Origin of the sequence: Pradoshia eiseniae (assembly GCF_002946355.1) — a bacterium.
In the GTDB taxonomy this organism is placed as follows: domain Bacteria; phylum Bacillota; class Bacilli; order Bacillales; family Pradoshiaceae; genus Pradoshia; species Pradoshia eiseniae.
In genome coordinates this window covers 21,897-39,223 of the sequence record NZ_PKOZ01000017.1, presented here as the reverse complement: position 1 = coordinate 39,223, position 17,327 = coordinate 21,897, and the positions used below count along the sequence as shown (strand labels likewise).

The window sequence follows — 17,327 nt, the reverse complement described above, 5'->3', positions numbered from 1 at the left end:
AGTAGTCCTCCTAGGAGTTTAATTCAGTATACTTTACCATGATATATATAGCATTCGGCGAATGTTCGGCACTTACCTGCTGCAATCCTGGTATCCAGACGATGGCGCCATTCTTGTCAGTGACAATCGGCCAGGAATCACGCAAATGAATTGGGATTTTGCGCTCAATAAATAGCTTCTTCAGCTTCTTATGTCCCGCAAATCCTTTCGGCTTATAACGGTCTCCATCAAGCCTGTTGCGTACCAGCAAAGGAAGCCTATCTTTTGCGATTGGGATAATGCAGGCATTAGCTGATTCTTGAAACACATCCTCAACAGTTCCGTCCCATAATGCTGTTTCAATCGCATAACCATTCCCCAGCACTGTTATTCCTGGCATACAGAGCTCATTAGAATAAGATGAAACAGGCAGCTCCCCAAAATGGAAAAGCAACCGCTCGTATGTCTTTGTCACTCGAAGGCCAAGAGGCAATTGCAAAGAGATGGAAGGGTCCGATTCCACAAGCAGGGATTGAATACTATCTATATGTACGTATGAAAACACGAAAGGTTTCACTTGATAAAGATAGTTTAATATTAGTTGAATCACCCTTCTTTGTAAAGGTTTTGGCACTTCTGAAAGACGGGCAATTTCAACAATCCACTTCCCATTTTCCTGCATCATGCCAAGCTTTTCAAATTTCTCTTGAGCAAGACTTTGCAGATAATCCTCATCCAGCTCAAGTTCCTCTGAGAAACGTTGAATATGATTCATTGCTTGCTTGTTTTCCTTCTTGATGATTGGCAAAATGTATTTACGAAAACGGTTCCTCGTATAAACATCTTTTTCATTGCTTGGGTCGAAGCGCGGGCTCAGGTTCATTCGTTCACAATAGTCCATGACTTCATCCCTTGTAACAGCCAAAAATGGGCGAATGAGCATCCCATCTGCAAAAGGCCTTTTAACGGGAATTCCCATTCTTGCTTTTCCAGTGCTTCCCCTGACCAAATTCATCAGGATGGTTTCAGCTTGATCATCTAAATGATGGGCTAAAATTAGCTTTTTCACCGAATATTTCTTCATTATAGCTTCATAGTGCGCATACCGACAATCCCGAGAGGCCTGTTGGGCATTTTTTCCGGTTTGTCTAATATGCTTAGGAACATCAATTCTTGCCCCCATAAAAGGGATATTCCACCGGTCGCACATTCCCTCCACATATCGGTAGTCCTGATAGGATTCCTCTCCCCTGAACATATGGTCCACATGCGCGACCATAATTGTCAAACCATATGCAGGCGCCAGCTCTTTCATATAAGCTAATAGAGCGATGGAATCCGGTCCGCCTGAAACGCCTACTAAACAAGAGTCACCGGGATCTATTAACTGTTTTTGCTTTATAAAAGCAGAAACTTTACTCTCTAACATCGACAATCCCTTCCCGTTAATTCAATATGTACTATCGTACCACTCTTATGGAGGGACTGACAAAAACTTTCCTTGGCAGACGCCAAGAAAGACAGCTATATTATTTGTCTAAATTCTGAACTTATACAATCAGGCCTAGCATGTAAATTGCATAAAGAAGGGTAACAAGGAGAATAAGGAAAAGCGTTTCTGCCATACGGCCGCTCTTCTTCTGTTTCCCTTTCACTTTTCTTATTTGCATCCGGCTCATCTTAACTGGAACCGGACGATGATAAGCACTAGATTTGCGATGGATGGTATCTGCTAATTCCTGCTTCATTTCTCTCGCACTTGCATATTTACCTGCAAAAGCCTTCATCAAAACCGGTTCAATGACTGCAAGCTCCTTTTTAGCCTTAACTCTTTCACCTAACTCTTTTAGACCACCCTCTGCCTTTGGTACTCTTTTCCCATAGGCCGCCGTCAGCATGACCATCGCCAAAGAAAATAAATCATAGGATGGCTCCGCCTTTCGTCCACCAAGACCCCAGTAGCCGCGGTCAAAGTATTCGGTATATTCCTTTATCGCTCTCCCCTGTTGTGTTGTGCCACCGACATCTATGAAACGAACCCTTTGCTCAGGCCATTGGATAATAAGATTCTCAGGCTTCAAGTCGCCAAATACCCAGCCCAGCTGGTGCAATTGTTCAAGCTGGCCAAGCAGCTGCAAGGAAAGGACGTTTAGCCATTCATTGCCGCGTTTACGCAAATAGACCAGCAAGGAATCCCCTTTGATAAATTCCATCACATAAAATGGATATACCTTCCCATTTACGACATAATCGTCGACATCTATCAAAGAAGGCCCCAGGGAATCCCCTTGGGCCTTCGCAAATGATTTTAATACATTCACTTCACTAGCAATCGTGGCATTGTTATCGCTGAACTTTACTGCGACAATTCCCTTTGAGGATTGAGCCAGGTAAACAATTCCGTTAGCGCCAAAGCCCAGTTCCTTACGCAGCTCATAATGATTTTTATGCCACTTACCCGTAATGAAGGTCCCTATCTGGAAGCTACATGGTCTCTTCACTGTATGACTCGTCATCATCTGCCAATCTCCTTAAAGAAGACTTATCCTTGAAATGCCTAATTGCTTCCCTTATAGCCGGCCCGGTCGGCGTGATTCCGCCAGTTGTTAGCTTTTCAAATATCTTAGATAGTGATTCTACCCTTGGTGACCAATCAAGCACAAGCTCCGCTTCTGCTCTTTTCCCGGGAAATATATAGACAGCGAATTGATTATCGCCGCTTCTGGCATTCAGGCTGATAGAAAGGTCAATCAGTGCTTCTTTGACCGTTGGCAGCTTATGCTTCATACTAGCGCTCGTATCGACCAGAACAAGGACTTCCATTCTTACTGTTTCACCAAGGTCCTCAACGACCTCCATAATTTCTCCCCGCTTTTCAGGAGGCAGTTCCTCTAGCGTAAGCTGATTACCAAGAATCTGCTGCAGCTCTTTATTGACTACCCCCTGAATGGTTTCGTTCATGGCTTTTCTTGTGACCATTTGTACGGTTTGAGATAGCTGTTCAGCATAGACAATTTGATGAATGCCTCCACCGGCGATAGCAATCTGCTCAATTTCACCCATTGCCCGTTCATCTATGATGTCCTTGCTCATCACTCCGATTACATTGACAACCAGCCCTTCTTCTCTTGCTAAGGCAGCCATGGCTGATGGATTTTCTCCCCTGTTTGAGCAGCCGTCTGTCAGCAAAAGAATCTGTTTCACTGTTCCTGTCTTCATCCCATTACCCTCCATTACTCGTATATTATCATCATCTTCGCCTTTTATATGGCGCTTTATACGACTTGGATGGGGATTTTAGGGGTCTATTGCGCCTTTTTGCGCCTTAACCCCATGGGAATACTCGACCACTTCGGTATATTATGCTTAATTTGGGCAACCACTATTGTCATGTCATCCTCTATTCTGCCAGAACTTGTTCGTATGACCTCCTCTAATATAATGTCTGCCATTTCCTGAGGATCTTCTGTTTTGATCTCTCGTATTTTCCTCGTCATCCAGGCTTCATAATTCTCTACATGCTTCGGTCCCTCAAAAATGCCATCACTCATCATAACCAGCAGGTCCCCTGCCTTCAGCTGTTCATTCACGACATCCACATCGAATTCTTTAATGATGCCTATCGGCAAATTATTTGATTGTATTTTCGTCACTTGCTGCCCTCGTTTTATGAAACTCGGCGTTGAACCGACCTTTAAAAATTTTATATTTGCATCCTGCAAATCGAGCATGGCCAGATCCAGCGTCGAGAAGATTTCATCTGTCGTTCGTAATGAAAGGATGGAATTGATGGATTTAATCGCTACCTTTTCTTCAATACCTGACTCAAGAATGGTCTGCAAAAGCTGCAGAGTTTCCGTGCTTTCATTATGTGCCCTTTGGCCATTGCCCATGCCGTCGCTGATGGCAATAGCATATTTCCCTTTGCCGATATCAATCATCTTATAGCTGTCTCCGGATACAAGTCCGCCTCCCTTCGCAGCATGGGCTACTCCAGTTTCTACAGCATATCGCTTCGCTGAACGGAAAGTCAGCCTGCATATTCCCCGCTGAAAAGTGCCCTTTTCCTCCTTATGCATGATAATATGCTCACCTAGTATGTCTGAGAGCATCGGAGCGATCAGCTTTTCGCCAACCTCACTTCCTTTGTTATCACTGAGCTGCATATCTATGTCAATATTCCCTTGCTCTAGAGAATAGATTTCCATTTGATGAATATCCAATCCAAATGAGCGGATGGAATCCATTAATTGTTCCTCATGTATATGAAGATTCTCACGTTCCTTCGTGATTTCCTTCGCGAAATCCTCCATAACCTTCGATACACCTTGGAGCTGGTCAGCCACAAGTCTTCTGCTTTCCTTCACCTGCTTTTTCAGCTTCTGATTTGCATTAAAATAGGATATCTCCTGCAGCATCGCTTCTGTCACTTTGTCATACCGCGTACAGAATTTTTTCCACTCCCTTGCTGTCTGTTGAGAAACCTGGGCAGGCTCCTCTTCCAGATCCTCAACCAAATCACTCATCATTCCATATGTGTAATCGAAATTCTTCGCCCAGCAATAATCCTTCTTAAAGCATGTCTGGCATGTTTTTTCCGTGACATTGCTGAGGAAGTAATCCATATCCCGCTCCTTATCCTCCTCCTTGGTCGTGCTCTCCTCCATCTTGGAGAAACTATTGGATAAAGCGAGAAAGACGGATGAAAATTGATTCACCCGCTGGGCGGTTACATCTCTGACTTTCCTAACATATTGCTGCTGTTCATTGGCATGCTCCACTGTACCAGGGATATGCTTCGCGACACGCCCTATAATAGAAGCAGGTGTTAGAAAGAATAAGCTGATGGCAATGATTGATTCATATAAGGTAATAGAAATATTCTGTGACCCCTCTCCATATAGGCCAATCAGCAAGGTTGCAATGATCAGCCCTAGGGATGCGCCGATTTTTCCTCCTTCCTTTAATAAGCCTCCAAGCAGTCCTGAGAAGGCAAGCAAACTCATCTGAAATAAGCTCGACAAATTGGCCAGGCTAAATATGAGCCCTGTCACAACTCCGACAGTCGATCCAATAGAGGCCCCGCCTGATACAGCAAACAGCAAGACGAGATACCTGCTTAGAATATGATCTAAAGATACATCGTAGAAAGCCCACCCAATCGTCCCCGTCATTACGGAGGCAAGCATGATAATCAAGCTGATGACTTCCTCCGTTTTCAAAGATTGCGGTCTTTTATGAACGGAAATCAAGGGAATACATTGAATAAATATTAAGGTTAAAATCAGTGCCAGTCCTGCCTCCACCCCCACCATCATAGCGTCATAAATCTCAAACTTCATATATCTCAGATAACGCTCCGTCGCGCTAGAAATCCCCAGGGCTATGAGGACATAAACTCCAACAAGTTTGAATTGGTTCTCCACCGATGGCTGTCGCAGTTTATAAAGAAGGAGAAATAACGCACAGGAGGCAAACAGGCTTAATCCTGCTGTCCAGGATATTGTTAAGGCTCCTCCAATCGCCGATACCATCACCAGCGGCGATCGCTCTCTTTTCATCATATACACCGCCGCAAAGAACGGCAGCGAGAATGGTGTTAGCTGCGAGAGAATAAGCGCTCTCCCCAGCAGGAAGCCCAGGACGACCATTATATAGCCTTGTCTAATGAATATATCTTCAATCTTGGCCGTATATCTCCCAATGAGATGGGCCGGATTCCACTTCTCAGAATTATATTGAACATCCGTTACTGATCCAAACATATGATTATTTTCTACTTTACTCATTGTTTCACTCCCCTAACTGGTGATGTCTCTCATTATAGATTGGACAAGCTCATTAATTTGTCATATTGAAGGATGAACAAGGAAAAAGTGTTCGACGGCATTCCTTGTGAATGGGCAAATCCAAACATAATGCAATAGACAATGACGAGTAAGAAATCCATTTTGCTTGAAAGCTGTGTAAGAAAGAAGGGAACAGACAAGAATTTGCCATTAATTTAACGGGAATAATCTGATAATTATGGATAATATTTTAATCATTGACAAAGAGGCACGCAGATTGTAAGATATTTTTTGTGCTTAAGAATATGGCGGTGTAGCTCAGCTGGCTAGAGCGTACGGTTCATACCCGTAAGGTCGGGGGTTCGATCCCCTCCGCCGCTACCAAATTTCATACATGGCCCCTTGGTCAAGCGGTTAAGACACCGCCCTTTCACGGCGGTAACACGGGTTCGAATCCCGTAGGGGTCATTTTCATATAGATAAAAGCCGAGGAATTCATTCCCCGGCTTTTTTTGTGCATTCATTATAAATAGTTATTTACATACAAAAACAGACTGGCTATTCAGCCAGTCTGTTATATAAATTGCCAGTTTGTTTCAGCAGCAAGGTTTAGCCGCGTCTTCCTCCTCTGCCACCTCGTTTGGATTCTGTATTCCGTTTAAGAGATGACATACGCTCTTCACTGTCTTTTAAGAAGCGGGCCATTTTTTGTTCAAAATTCTCACGTGGCGGTCTAGCGTCAGTTCCTCTTCCGCCGCGGTTGTCTCCGCGTCCACCGCGGAAATCATTGTTTCTTCTCGGACGTTGCTGGTATGAAGATGGGGCTTCGCTTTCCTTCTTCTCAACGGCCTTCTTAATAGATAGACCAATCTTGCCGTCCTTTTCGACATTGATGACTTTTACTTCAACTTGGTCACCTACTTTAAGGTGATCATTGATATCTTTAACATAGTTATCAGCCACTTCACTAATGTGGACTAATCCTGTTGAACCTTCGGGCAGCTCAACAAACGCTCCGAAATGGGTAATTCCTGTTACCTTACCTTGTAACTTGCTGCCTACTTCGATTGACATAAAAAAAATGCTCCTCCTTAAGAAATTAAAAAAATAATAGAGTATAGAAATACTTCCCTATATATTATAATCCCTGTAAAAAATTCGTGTCAATGTGAGGGTAATTTAGCTACCCTTCATTATTCTGGAAGGTTGAAAATAATTTCACCGTCATCTGAAAGGAAATACTCCTTACGGGCAAGCTTCGCGATGTATTCATCATCATTCAGCTTAATGATTTCTTCCTTCAATTGTTCCTCTTCCTTCTGCAAGCTGGATAACTGCTCTTTAAGCTCTTGCTTTTGGGCCTCTTTGTCCTTCAGGGCAGATTTCTGGGAATAGAGCGTAGCTAAGACGATGCCGGTTGTCATAACGGCAAATAGCATAAAGAAGACGAGCCTTCTTTTCAGTCCCAGTTTCTTCCGCTCAAAGGACTGGGTCCGTTTCTCTTGATATTGAACATATGGTGAGTCGATTTGAGAGATATTTTTCTTTTTCTTATCAAGCGCACCCATTTCCTTTTCCTCCTTCATTCAGACGACCTATTTATCCACCTGTCATAGAATACAATGATATTATTCTTCATGCCAATGATAATCCCTGCTAATTTCGAAAAAAACTTTTCACATGGCTTACGTATAAGCTCCGGCATGATTTTCCACAGGAATAGAGCCAAACGGGTCACCGGCCAGCACACTACTCTTACTATTGATAATAAAGCCTTTAAAATCATCATGGCAAGCAAAAATAATCCATTTGCCAATTTTATAACCAATTTAAGGAAAAAAAGAGCCATTCCGACCACCAGCATGACCAATCCCCTCACCGGCTTGAGCAACAGCATGTCCCCTAAACGGACAAAGAAATGAATGGTCCGAAGCACGAGATGGATCATCATTTCAAGCAGCTTCTTATAAAGCCCCTTGAAGAGAGCCTGATAAGCTGAATATCCGCACAGCAGCGCGAGAACGATGTAGAAACGCCATTCACCGGCATTGGCTTTAAAAAGGACAAAGAAAATCAGCAATGCCTGCATGCACCAAAATAAGACATCATTAATGAACACAATCCAAAGTGGCCTCTTTGCCCTTTTCAAGAAACGATTGTACGTATCAAAAGCCGCCCCAAAGCTTAAGCCCATCGCTATCATGGATAGGAGCGTCACAAATTGGGTATCCAGGCTCATTTGAATAACTTGCCAAAGAATCCTTTAGCTTTCTCCCCGCCGTTCTCATCAAGATAGGTGATTTCAAACACCTTCCCCTTAATAGAGACAATGCCTTTATCAACATCCAGGTTCTTCATTTGGAGATTTTGGCCCCTAACCGCCAAGTAACCCATGACAGTCTCCAGCAGAAACTCTTCATTATCGAAGCTTTCTACTTGTTTGACGCCGGATATATCCAAAAGCTTGCGGCCCTTCATGCTTATATCATGCTCAGGTGTAACATTTTTGCTACTCTGGTTTGATTCATAATATTGGCTCATCCTTATCCCCCATTATCAAACATTTTGTAAAAGTGTATGATAATTCAGGGTGAAATAGACCAAGCTGCTCTTACTCCGAAATCCGTTCCTCGCCAATGATCGTATACATGCCGGCAGCTTCGTCTTTTTTTGTAGTCTCCACTAATTTCTCAACCTTCGCGGTAAGGACCTTTTGACCGAAGCGAATTTCAAGTGTGTCGCCAACTTTTACATCCGCAGAAGCCTTTGATTCTTTTCCATTTATTTTAATACGGCCTTGATCAGCCACTTCCTTTGCAACTGATCGCCTTTTGATGATTCGCGATACCTTCAAGAATTTATCAAGCCTCATTCTTGTTTCCTCCTATTTCGTTATAGCCCTTGCTTCTTCGCCTGGTCCCAAAAATGGTCCAGCTCCTCCAAGGTGTAATCTTTCCAGCCCTTTTCTGATTCCCTCACACAGCGTTCTACAAACTCAAAACGATTTCGGAACTTATTGATTGTTCCATGCAAGGCAAGCTCTGCATCAATCTTCGCAAGTCTCGCTACATTCACGCATGCAAATAAGACATCTCCGAACTCATCGGACATTTTAGCCCCATCACGATTTGGTTTGTTGAGCTCTGCCCTGAACTCCTCCATCTCCTCTAGAACCTTGTCCCAAGCCGGTTCAACATCATCCCAGTCAAAGCCCACCTTGGCAGCACGCTTTTGCACTTCTTCTGCCTGCATCAGCTTCGGAAGACTTTCATTCAGATCTTTAAGCAAGGATTGTGCCTCACCCTTCTCGGCCTTCTTCACCTGCTGCCACGTCTTCTCCACATCCTCTGGTGACTCGGCAAAGGCATCCCCAAAGACATGCGGATGTCTTCTAACCATCTTCTCAGAGATAGACTCAATGACATCATCAATAGAGAAATATCCATCATCCTCCCCAATCTTCGCATGGAGCATCACTTGTAAAAGGACATCCCCGAGTTCCTCAATTATATTATCTATATCGTCTTGGTCAATGGCATTCAGAAGCTCATAGGCCTCTTCAATCAGATATTTCTTTAAGGAGCTATGCGTTTGGGCACGGTCCCACGGACAACCATCCGGAGCTCTCAAGCGGTCAATGATTTCTCGAAGCTTCCAAAACTCCTTATATTGCAGTTCCGAATCGGTAAGGGGCGAAACATAAACAGACGTTAAATTGCTCAGCTCCATTTCCCGGTCAAGCTCATACAGCGGTATCCATTTCACTTGTTCAGAGCTCATGCCAGCTCCCGTCACTAGGCATACTTGATGATCATCCGGATAACGCTCCATCAATGTAAGCTTCACTTCGGACGCAATAAAAGCATCATAAACCTGACTAATGATGATATGCTGGCGTGTATTCAAATCCACAACAGAGATGCTCGTACCATCAAGGAACTGGAAACCTTCCACCGGGTCCACCTTGATGGCGGTAAACATCGGGTCCAGAAAGCTTTGCCCGCCCTTGATGATGACATCAACCCCTCGTTCGCTCCCTTGTTCAAGAAGAAGCTGAACCGTCTTTTCCGCAATAAGCGGATGGCCTGGGACACCATAGACAATATCCTCTGATAAAGCCTTTTGAAACAGGGTATCCGCAATTTCCTCGTAAACATCCTCAAACCGATCATGCTTTTCATATATATGATCAAAGCTCATAACCGAAAGACCCTCATCAGAAAGCTCCTTTAATACCGGATGCTCTATTGTTCGGGCATATAATAAAGATGTATTCTGTAACAATCGATAAATCCCAAGCGGCAGCTGTTCTAGCTCTCCCGCTCCTAAACCGATAATGGTAATATGATGACTCATTAGACGTATGCTCCTAACTTAATTATTCTCATGCGGCAAAAGCCGGACCAGCCGATCTCCGAAAGGGACCAATTGGAGCTCCTCATGGCTGAATAACTTCATTTTAACCAAAATAGGGAGATAAACTACCACTCCTAGCAGAACAGCACTCAAGGCATGGATAGCCGAAAGCCATCTTGATTCAAGGTACCCCTCAAAGAGGGCTGAAAAAATCATTGTATACCCTATTAATGCTCCGAACATAGCGAGAACCGCCATTGCCATCACTGACAGCTGCCGTAAACTCATCAGCTTTCCAGACAGCTCCCCGCTGAGCACAGCTAAAAGAGCGACCGCTGCGACCGATGTTGCCAATAAGCTTGACCAGGCTGCTCCCAAAATGCCGCTATCTGCAATAAGAAGCGGATTCATTACGGCCTTCAACCCAACAGATAAACATATTATTATAACAGAGACTCTGATACGCCCTAATGTCTGTAAAATGGTTGCAGAAGTAACAGCCACAGATGCAAACACAATCAATAACGAAATGATTGTCAGGGCTGCCTGTCCCTGGTCATCCTTAAACAGCATAACATTCACCGAGCTTAATATGGCTGCCAAACCGACAGCAGCCGCAAGCCCAATTATAATACTTATCTTGATGATTAACTGGCACATGTTCTTCAACTCCTCAAACGAGCCTCGTTTTTTCAAGGAGGAGAGAACCGGCACAACCGATAATGCCATAGAAGTCGTAATCACCAGGCCAACTTGAACAAGCGGCTGGCCTCTATCATATGTACCTTTCAATATCTTAGCATCGTGAGGGATGATCCCTTGGTCTACAAGGGCAGCATACAGCTGGAAGGAATCTATGAGCTGTAAAAGCAGGATATACATATTGCTTAGACAAAATGCCAGTCCCTGGAACAGAAGGATTCTCCCAGCTTGGATAAACACCTCAGAGGATGGCCATCGCAACGGAAAATACTCATCTCGATCCTTCATGACGAAATACAGCAGAATGAAAGTCGCTGCTATTCCTCCATAAATTGACCCTTTCATAGCCCCTTCTCCAACTTCATAAAGCGAAGAGCCCTTCTCCACCAAGATAAATGAGCCAATCAGTATGACCGATACCCGGACAATTTGCTCTATGGTCTGGGAGAAAGCCGTTGGAAGCATATAGCCGCTTGACTGATAGAAGCCTCTCACACAGGATACAAGCGGGAGCAACAACATAGAAAATGCTGTAACTTCAATCAATGGAACGAGCTTACTATCATTCATCAGGAGAGCAATCTCTTCAGCTCCCATATAAAGCAGCAAAAATCCAAAAAGCCCAAATATAGATACCCAAAGGAGAGAGGCAGTCATAAGTTCCTTTTGCGACCTTCCGCCCTTATCATGTGGTGCCATCATACTTGAGATTCCTGCAGGAAATCCGTATGTAGCAAGAACAATAATAATTCCATAAATCGGGTAAACCTGCTGGTAAATATAAAATCCCTCGTCACCAGCTATATTTTGAAAGGGGACACGATAAATCGCGCTCAATATTTTTACAAAAATGGCTGCAGCCGCGAGTATTGCAGCCCCTCGCGCAATCCTGCGAGATGCGCCATATTCCCTATCCACTAAATGTACACCTCTTTATTCTGTTTCATGTATTATACCATACGCACTATTGTCCATTATGTCTCCATAAAAAAAGGGCAATCAAAAGATCGCCCTCCGCTGAAACGGACCTCTTGATTACCCATCATCCATTAATGATTATTGTTCCATTTGTTTTGCAAGGAAGCTTGCAGCTGTTTCAATCGCTTTTAATTCAATTTCACCAACAGTGGCTTCTTTTGCAAAAATCACAACAGCCCCGATTGGATCACCGTTCGCTACGATAGGAGCGATTGTGTAGGAAGCGACATCTTCATCTGCACCATCAACCAAGGAAACTGTTCCTTTTTGAGTGATAAGTACAGGGTTGCGGTCTTCCATGATTTTTTCGACAGAATCACTGATTGCCTTGTTCAAGAATTCTTTCTTAGAACCCCCCGCAACGGCGATGTATGTATCACGATCACAGATTAATACAGGATTACCAAGGCTATCATATAAAGCTTCTGCATATTCTTTAGAGAAATCTCCAAGCTCACTGATTGGAGAATATTTTTTAAGGATTACCTCTCCGTCTCTATCTACAAAAATTTCCAAAGGATCTCCCTCACGGATTCTGAGCGTTCTGCGAATTTCTTTAGGAATAACAACGCGTCCTAAATCATCAATGCGACGAACAATACCTGTTGCTTTCATTCTGTGTTGCCTCTCTTTCATCGTGTTAATTTTTGCGACATGTCTTGCTGCCAATTGTCGATAATGCCGCAGATACTTGAACTTAGTATTTTTCTAATGGTAACTTCTATACACTAAGAAAATTATTTCTTTCATTACCGGGGTTTCACTTGTAAAGCAATAAAGATAAAAAAGCTTATTCGGCCTTTATCTTTTTATTTTTCTCGAGCTCAGAAACCAGCTCAAAGGCAGCATTGAGCCAGTCCTCTGCCGGAACTTTCTTTACATACAGAACCATTTTCAAGCAATTGGCTTCCATACCCAAGCCAACCATGCGGCCATACTTAGAGGCAGCCTTAAACAATAAATGTCCGTCTATTTCTTTGCTTGATTTTTCAGAGGTGAGTATCGTCACTTCATCTTTTGCTTGCTTAATGAATTCCACACCAGCGCGTATCGCCAATATTTTTAATTCCGCAATCTTAAACAGATAAGTAACTTCTACTGGGTATTCTCCAAAACGATCAATCATTTCTTCGCGAAGTTCCTCTAACTCCTCTTCTGTTGAAATCGCTCTGAAACGTTTGTACATTTCAATCTTCTGATTTCCATCAGGTATATAGGAATCCGGAATATAGGCATCCACTTCAAGGTCAATCTCAATTGGATTATGGGTCTCTTTATTAATATCCCCTTTTCGTTCCTGGATTGCTTCTGAAAGCATCTGGGAATAAAGATCAAATCCTACAGAGTCGATGAAGCCATGCTGCTCCGCTCCCAATAAATTACCAGCACCCCGAATGGTTAAATCCCTCATAGCTATTTTAAAGCCTGAACCCAACTCTGTAAATTCCTTTATTGCCTGTAAGCGCCTTTCAGCCACTTCGGTAAGCACCTTGTCCTGTCTGTAAGTAAAATACGCATAGGCGACTCGATTGGATCTACCGACCCTTCCCCGCAGTTGATACAACTGTGATAGTCCCATTCTATCGGCATCATAGACTATAAGTGTATTGACATTAGGAATATCAACCCCTGTCTCGATAATGGTAGTACTTACCAGCACATCAGCCTCACCCTCAAGGAAGCTATACATGACAGATTCAAGCTCGCTTTCAGTCATTTTCCCATGAGCGACGACAATGCGTGCGTCAGGGACAAGCATAGCGAGCTCTTCTGCCTTTCGTTCGATGTCTTCCACGCGATTGTATAAGTAATAGACCTGACCGCCGCGTGCAAGCTCACGCTCAATTGCCTCGCGCGCCAGCATCCCATTGTATTCCATTACATACGTCTGAACCGGGAATCGGTTTTCCGGAGGCGTCTCGATGACGGACAAGTCACGCACACCAAGCATCGACATATGCAGGGTTCTTGGGATTGGCGTGGCCGTCAAAGTCAGAACATCCACATTCGTCTTCAACCGCTTAATCTTTTCCTTATGCGTCACGCCGAATCGCTGCTCTTCATCAACGACTAATAGGCCAAGATCATGGTACACAATATCCTTCGAAAGGAGACGATGAGTGCCGACCACAACGTCTACAGTTCCATTCTTCAGTCCCTTGATTGTCTCGTTCTGTTCTTTCCTTGTGCGGAATCGGCTCAATAGACCTATATTAATCGGGAAGTCCTGAAATCTCTCCCGCATGGTCTCATAATGCTGCTGGGCTAGAATCGTCGTTGGCACGAGGAAAGCGACTTGTTTGCCATCGGCGATTGCCTTGAAGACCGCTCGGATGGCTACCTCCGTCTTTCCATAGCCTACATCCCCGCATAAAAGGCGATCCATAGGTCTTTCCCGTTCCATATCCTTTTTAATTTCCACGATCGAGCGCAGCTGATCCTCTGTCTCCTTATAAGGGAAGGTTGCCTCAAATTCCCGCTGCATCTCACCATCCGGCATAAAGCCATAGCCTTTAGCCGTTTCCCTTTCAGCATATAGCTTAATCAAATCATCAGCGATATCCTGAACCGTTGATTGAACCTTGCTCTTAACGCGCTTCCAATCGGCTCCCCCGAGCTTATACATTTTCGGTTCTTTTCCTTCAGAACCGACATATTTCTGAATGAGCTCGATTTGGTCGACTGGAACGTAGAGCTTATCATTTCCTTGGTAACGAATATGCAGATAATCCTTGTGAATGCCGTTAATGACCAAGGTTTCAATGCCGAGGAATTTCCCGATTCCATGATTGACATGAACAACATAATCTCCCGGCTTCAGCTCGGAATAATTTTTGATGCGCTCCGCATTGGACATCTTCTGTCTTCTCACTGCTTTACGAGTCCGCTTATTAAATAGCTCTTTTTCCGTAATGATGGCTATTTTCTGAAGCGGGAGCTCAAAACCTGTCTGCAATTGGCCTTCCATAATTTGAATGGCGCCATCCTTGATACCATCCTTATCATGGACAATATCCACCTGCATATCATAGTCATCCAATATACGCTCAATTCGTTTAACTCTCTCTGAATCGGCACCCATCAAGATGACCGTATACTTACCCTTCTTCCATCTATCGACCTCTGCCTTAAAGACATTCATCTGGCCATGGAAATCCTGCATAGGCTTGCAGGAGGTATTCACAATATTTTGCGGGCTCGTATGAGCGGCATGACGCAAGAATAGCGATAGATAGACAGACGGGTGTCTATGCATTTGCATCAGGGAAGCTACAGAGTGGGATAGCTTAATATCATGTATGATTTTTCCGTCTGCAATCAAGGATGTATAATATTCCGCCTCTTCTTTATCTAATTGATCGCCCATTTCCTGAATTCTGGATACCTCATCAAAAATCAGCAAGCTTGTATCTGGAATATAGTCTATCAAACTAGCCGTCTGTTCATAGGCAAGCGAAAGGTATTGGGCAATATGCTCGAATGTCTCGCCATTTCTGAGCATACTAATCTCATGCTCAATTTGTGTAAGCATTTTCTCCTTTGCCTGCTTATCCTTGATTTTTTTAAGCGAATCCTCTAATCCCTCCTCAAGAAGCTCGGCAATCATAAATAAACCAACCTTGCTCACGATTGTTTCCGTTACAGGACTTAATATCGCTTCTTTTACCTTCTTTAATGAGCGCTGGTCGTCAACGGAGAATGTTCGGATTGAGTCGACTTCTGTATCAAACAGTTCTATACGAAGCGGATTCTCCTCTGTCAGCGGGTAAATATCCATGATACCTCCCCTGAGAGAGAATTCCCCTGGCACAGTAACCATATCCGCTCTTGTGTAGCCGATTGCTATGAGCTTGGATAATAACTTATCAATCTCGATATCATCGCCAACCTTAAATACTAACTGACTCTCCGCCCATACCGTTGCCGGCGGGAGCAATTTTTTGATTCCAGATATAGGGGCAATGATAATTCCTTCCTTCGGTCCGCTTGACAGATAATTCAAAGTCTCAATCCGTTGTGTACGGAGCTCAGGACTGGCAATACTCAGTTCAGCCGCAATCAATTCATTAGCTGGGAATAGGAATATCTTATCCTTCTCTAAAATAGAGGTCAGATCTTCATATATTTTTTGGGCGTTCAAAAGATTAGGCGTCACGATTAACAGCGGCCTATTCGTCTGCTCATACAATCCTGCCATGAATAAGGAGCGTGCAGAGCCAGACAAACCAGCAAGCATTTGCTCCTTTAGCCCTGCCTCAATACCCTCCTGGATTGAAGCAATGTCTTTGTTCGTCGATAAAAGCTGTTGTAGTCTTTTCAACTTATCTGTCCTCCCTTCAACTGTCATTTATATTGATATATTAATAGATGAATAAGTCTTATTCAGAAACAGAAAAACGCTTTGGAGAAAGGCTTCCAAAGCAAGTCCTGTCTTATTGGATTAGGTAATCAAGTAAATGATAATCCGGCTGCTGCTCCAATGCTTCCTGACAGGATTCACAGATAGACCGGATTTGAATAACTCCATTATCATCATAACAAATGATCTCTTCTCTTTCCTCAGCTGTAAGCAACTCAAGAACTGATTGATATTGTTCTTTATGCCGTTCTTCAAGATTGCCTAAGACATGCCCGCAATGCCTGCAGTAATAGTGTAGCGCCATAATGTACCTCCGCATCCTCTATACCGTTAGTATTCACGAATATGTCTCAGTCTATTCAATCCCAGCTAAAAGGCTCACAATTATCCATTATACGTATTCATGACCTTTAGGAAAGGCTCCTTCAGCCATTGCTCACAAGCCTCCACAGACTTCTTGACCGCATCAGTCATAACAGCCTGCTCCTCTATCCCAAAATTGGTCAACACATAATCCGGTACCGGTATTCTCCCTTCCGGTCGGCCGATACCAACACGGATTCGATTAAACCCGTCTCCGCCAAGATGCTGGATGGCTGATTTCATGCCATTATGGCCGCCTGCGCTGCCTTTTTGTCTCAGACGAATCTTCCCTCTTGGCAAATCAAGATCATCATAGATGATCGCTATATCTTCAAGGCCGATTTTGTAAAATTTCGCAAGCGGAGCAATCGCCTCACCCGAGAGGTTCATATACGTTAATGGCTTTAGCAAAACCACTTTCTCACCCGCTACTGTGCCTGCCCCATAAAGGCCATTATATTTGCTTTGGTTCAGTTTAATACCCCATTGTTCAGCCAATGCATCGATAATCATAAATCCGATATTATGGCGAGTCTTTTCATATTTTGCCCCTGGATTGCCGAGACCAACAATTAACTTCATTTATGACACTTCCTTGTAAGTAAAACCTTTTCATTTCCTCTCCATATTTTATACTTTTTATGGTCTTAAGCAAAATAAAGTTTATCTGATTGAGTAGTTTTACTATGTATTTTCTATTCTTATGTGATTAAACGGAGAGTTTGACCATATTTTTCACATGAAAAAGGGCCCTTCAAACAGGCAGTAAGCCCCTCTTATAAAATGCCCCTATTTTTCGC

Annotated in this window: 15 protein-coding genes and 2 tRNA genes; 2 read left to right on the top strand and 15 right to left on the bottom strand. The window is 43.6% G+C overall.

Translation table 11 applies throughout. The features are described 5' to 3' along the window. Positions 1-10 precede the first annotated feature (10 nt). From tilS to spoIIE, 4 genes are all read right to left on the bottom strand, one after another. On the bottom strand, positions 11-1,408 hold the full coding sequence (tilS, locus tag CYL18_RS17090) for a tRNA lysidine(34) synthetase TilS (RefSeq protein WP_104850704.1): 1,398 nt from the start codon (positions 1,406-1,408) through the stop codon (positions 11-13). A gap of 121 nt (positions 1,409-1,529) precedes the next feature. Next, positions 1,530-2,498, bottom strand: a complete 969-nt coding sequence (locus CYL18_RS17085) for a serine/threonine-protein kinase (protein WP_330847608.1) — start codon at positions 2,496-2,498, stop codon at positions 1,530-1,532. Further along, on the bottom strand, positions 2,464-3,198 hold the full coding sequence (locus CYL18_RS17080; RefSeq protein WP_104850703.1) for a vWA domain-containing protein: 735 nt from the start codon (positions 3,196-3,198) through the stop codon (positions 2,464-2,466). Before CYL18_RS17080 ends, CYL18_RS17085 begins: the two co-directional genes overlap by 35 nt. Before the next feature lie 86 nt (positions 3,199-3,284). Further along, the gene (gene spoIIE / locus CYL18_RS17075) at positions 3,285-5,768 is read right to left on the bottom strand and encodes a stage II sporulation protein E (RefSeq protein WP_104850702.1); all 2,484 of its coding nucleotides are present in this window, start codon (positions 5,766-5,768) and stop codon (positions 3,285-3,287) included. A 307-nt stretch (positions 5,769-6,075) separates the two neighbouring features. On the opposite strand from spoIIE, the gene CYL18_RS17070 reads away from it, so the two are divergent. Together CYL18_RS17070 and CYL18_RS17065 are read left to right on the top strand one after the other, a co-directional pair. After that, a tRNA-Met gene (locus tag CYL18_RS17070) sits at positions 6,076-6,152 on the top strand. Positions 6,153-6,164: 12 nt separating this feature from the next. Then, positions 6,165-6,236: transfer RNA gene (locus CYL18_RS17065), tRNA-Glu, on the top strand. A gap of 141 nt (positions 6,237-6,377) precedes the next feature. On the opposite strand, the gene CYL18_RS17060 is transcribed toward CYL18_RS17065, so the two are convergent. The 11 genes from CYL18_RS17060 to pth form a co-directional block, all read right to left on the bottom strand. Continuing rightward, positions 6,378-6,842 carry a S1 domain-containing RNA-binding protein gene (locus CYL18_RS17060; protein ID WP_104850701.1) on the bottom strand — a complete coding sequence of 155 codons (465 nt, stop codon included), beginning with the start codon at positions 6,840-6,842 and terminating at the stop codon, positions 6,378-6,380. Between the two features lie 119 nt (positions 6,843-6,961). Then, positions 6,962-7,336: an FtsB family cell division protein gene (locus CYL18_RS17055; protein ID WP_104850719.1), complete on the bottom strand. Its 375-nt coding sequence runs from the start codon at positions 7,334-7,336 to the stop codon at positions 6,962-6,964. Between the two features lie 14 nt (positions 7,337-7,350). After that, on the bottom strand, positions 7,351-8,007 hold the full coding sequence (gene yabQ, locus CYL18_RS17050) for a spore cortex biosynthesis protein YabQ (RefSeq protein WP_104850700.1): 657 nt from the start codon (positions 8,005-8,007) through the stop codon (positions 7,351-7,353). Next, positions 8,004-8,309: a sporulation protein YabP gene (yabP, locus tag CYL18_RS17045; RefSeq protein ID WP_104850699.1), complete on the bottom strand. Its 306-nt coding sequence runs from the start codon at positions 8,307-8,309 to the stop codon at positions 8,004-8,006. Before yabP ends, yabQ begins: the two co-directional genes overlap by 4 nt. Positions 8,310-8,379: 70 nt before the next feature. Continuing rightward, positions 8,380-8,640: an RNA-binding S4 domain-containing protein gene (locus tag CYL18_RS17040; RefSeq protein WP_104850698.1), complete on the bottom strand. Its 261-nt coding sequence runs from the start codon at positions 8,638-8,640 to the stop codon at positions 8,380-8,382. A 20-nt stretch (positions 8,641-8,660) separates the two neighbouring features. After that, positions 8,661-10,124 carry a bifunctional methyltransferase/pyrophosphohydrolase YabN gene (gene yabN, locus CYL18_RS17035; protein WP_104850697.1) on the bottom strand — a complete coding sequence of 488 codons (1,464 nt, stop codon included), beginning with the start codon at positions 10,122-10,124 and terminating at the stop codon, positions 8,661-8,663. An 18-nt stretch (positions 10,125-10,142) separates the two neighbouring features. Further along, positions 10,143-11,744, bottom strand: a complete 1,602-nt coding sequence (locus CYL18_RS17030; protein ID WP_104850696.1) for a putative polysaccharide biosynthesis protein — start codon at positions 11,742-11,744, stop codon at positions 10,143-10,145. A gap of 138 nt (positions 11,745-11,882) precedes the next feature. Next, positions 11,883-12,419 (bottom strand): stage V sporulation protein T, encoded by a 537-nt coding sequence (spoVT, locus tag CYL18_RS17025; protein ID WP_104850695.1) that lies wholly within the window; start codon positions 12,417-12,419, stop codon positions 11,883-11,885. Between the two features lie 175 nt (positions 12,420-12,594). After that, positions 12,595-16,125, bottom strand: a complete 3,531-nt coding sequence (mfd, locus tag CYL18_RS17020; protein ID WP_236636511.1) for a transcription-repair coupling factor — start codon at positions 16,123-16,125, stop codon at positions 12,595-12,597. Between the two features lie 112 nt (positions 16,126-16,237). Next, positions 16,238-16,468 (bottom strand): anti-sigma-F factor Fin family protein, encoded by a 231-nt coding sequence (locus CYL18_RS17015; protein ID WP_104850693.1) that lies wholly within the window; start codon positions 16,466-16,468, stop codon positions 16,238-16,240. 80 nt (positions 16,469-16,548) lie between these two features. Continuing rightward, entirely contained in the window at positions 16,549-17,109 is a 561-nt protein-coding gene (gene pth, locus CYL18_RS17010) for an aminoacyl-tRNA hydrolase (RefSeq protein WP_104850692.1), read from the bottom strand. Positions 17,110-17,327: the final 218 nt, after the last annotated feature.

Coding starts and splice junctions, on each gene's coding strand:
- tilS (WP_104850704.1), bottom strand. CDS start 1,408: ATGTTAGAGAGTAAAGTTTCTGCTTTTATAAAGCAAAAACAGTTAATA.
- CYL18_RS17085 (WP_330847608.1), bottom strand. CDS start 2,498: ATGATGACGAGTCATACAGTGAAGAGACCATGTAGCTTCCAGATAGGG.
- CYL18_RS17080 (WP_104850703.1), bottom strand. CDS start 3,198: ATGAAGACAGGAACAGTGAAACAGATTCTTTTGCTGACAGACGGCTGC.
- spoIIE (WP_104850702.1), bottom strand. CDS start 5,768: ATGAGTAAAGTAGAAAATAATCATATGTTTGGATCAGTAACGGATGTT.
- CYL18_RS17060 (WP_104850701.1), bottom strand. CDS start 6,842: ATGTCAATCGAAGTAGGCAGCAAGTTACAAGGTAAGGTAACAGGAATT.
- CYL18_RS17055 (WP_104850719.1), bottom strand. CDS start 7,336: ATGGGTGCGCTTGATAAGAAAAAGAAAAATATCTCTCAAATCGACTCA.
- yabQ (WP_104850700.1), bottom strand. CDS start 8,007: ATGAGCCTGGATACCCAATTTGTGACGCTCCTATCCATGATAGCGATG.
- yabP (WP_104850699.1), bottom strand. CDS start 8,309: ATGAGCCAATATTATGAATCAAACCAGAGTAGCAAAAATGTTACACCT.
- CYL18_RS17040 (WP_104850698.1), bottom strand. CDS start 8,640: ATGAGGCTTGATAAATTCTTGAAGGTATCGCGAATCATCAAAAGGCGA.
- yabN (WP_104850697.1), bottom strand. CDS start 10,124: ATGAGTCATCATATTACCATTATCGGTTTAGGAGCGGGAGAGCTAGAA.
- spoVT (WP_104850695.1), bottom strand. CDS start 12,419: ATGAAAGCAACAGGTATTGTTCGTCGCATTGATGATTTAGGACGCGTT.
- CYL18_RS17015 (WP_104850693.1), bottom strand. CDS start 16,468: ATGGCGCTACACTATTACTGCAGGCATTGCGGGCATGTCTTAGGCAAT.
- pth (WP_104850692.1), bottom strand. CDS start 17,109: ATGAAGTTAATTGTTGGTCTCGGCAATCCAGGGGCAAAATATGAAAAG.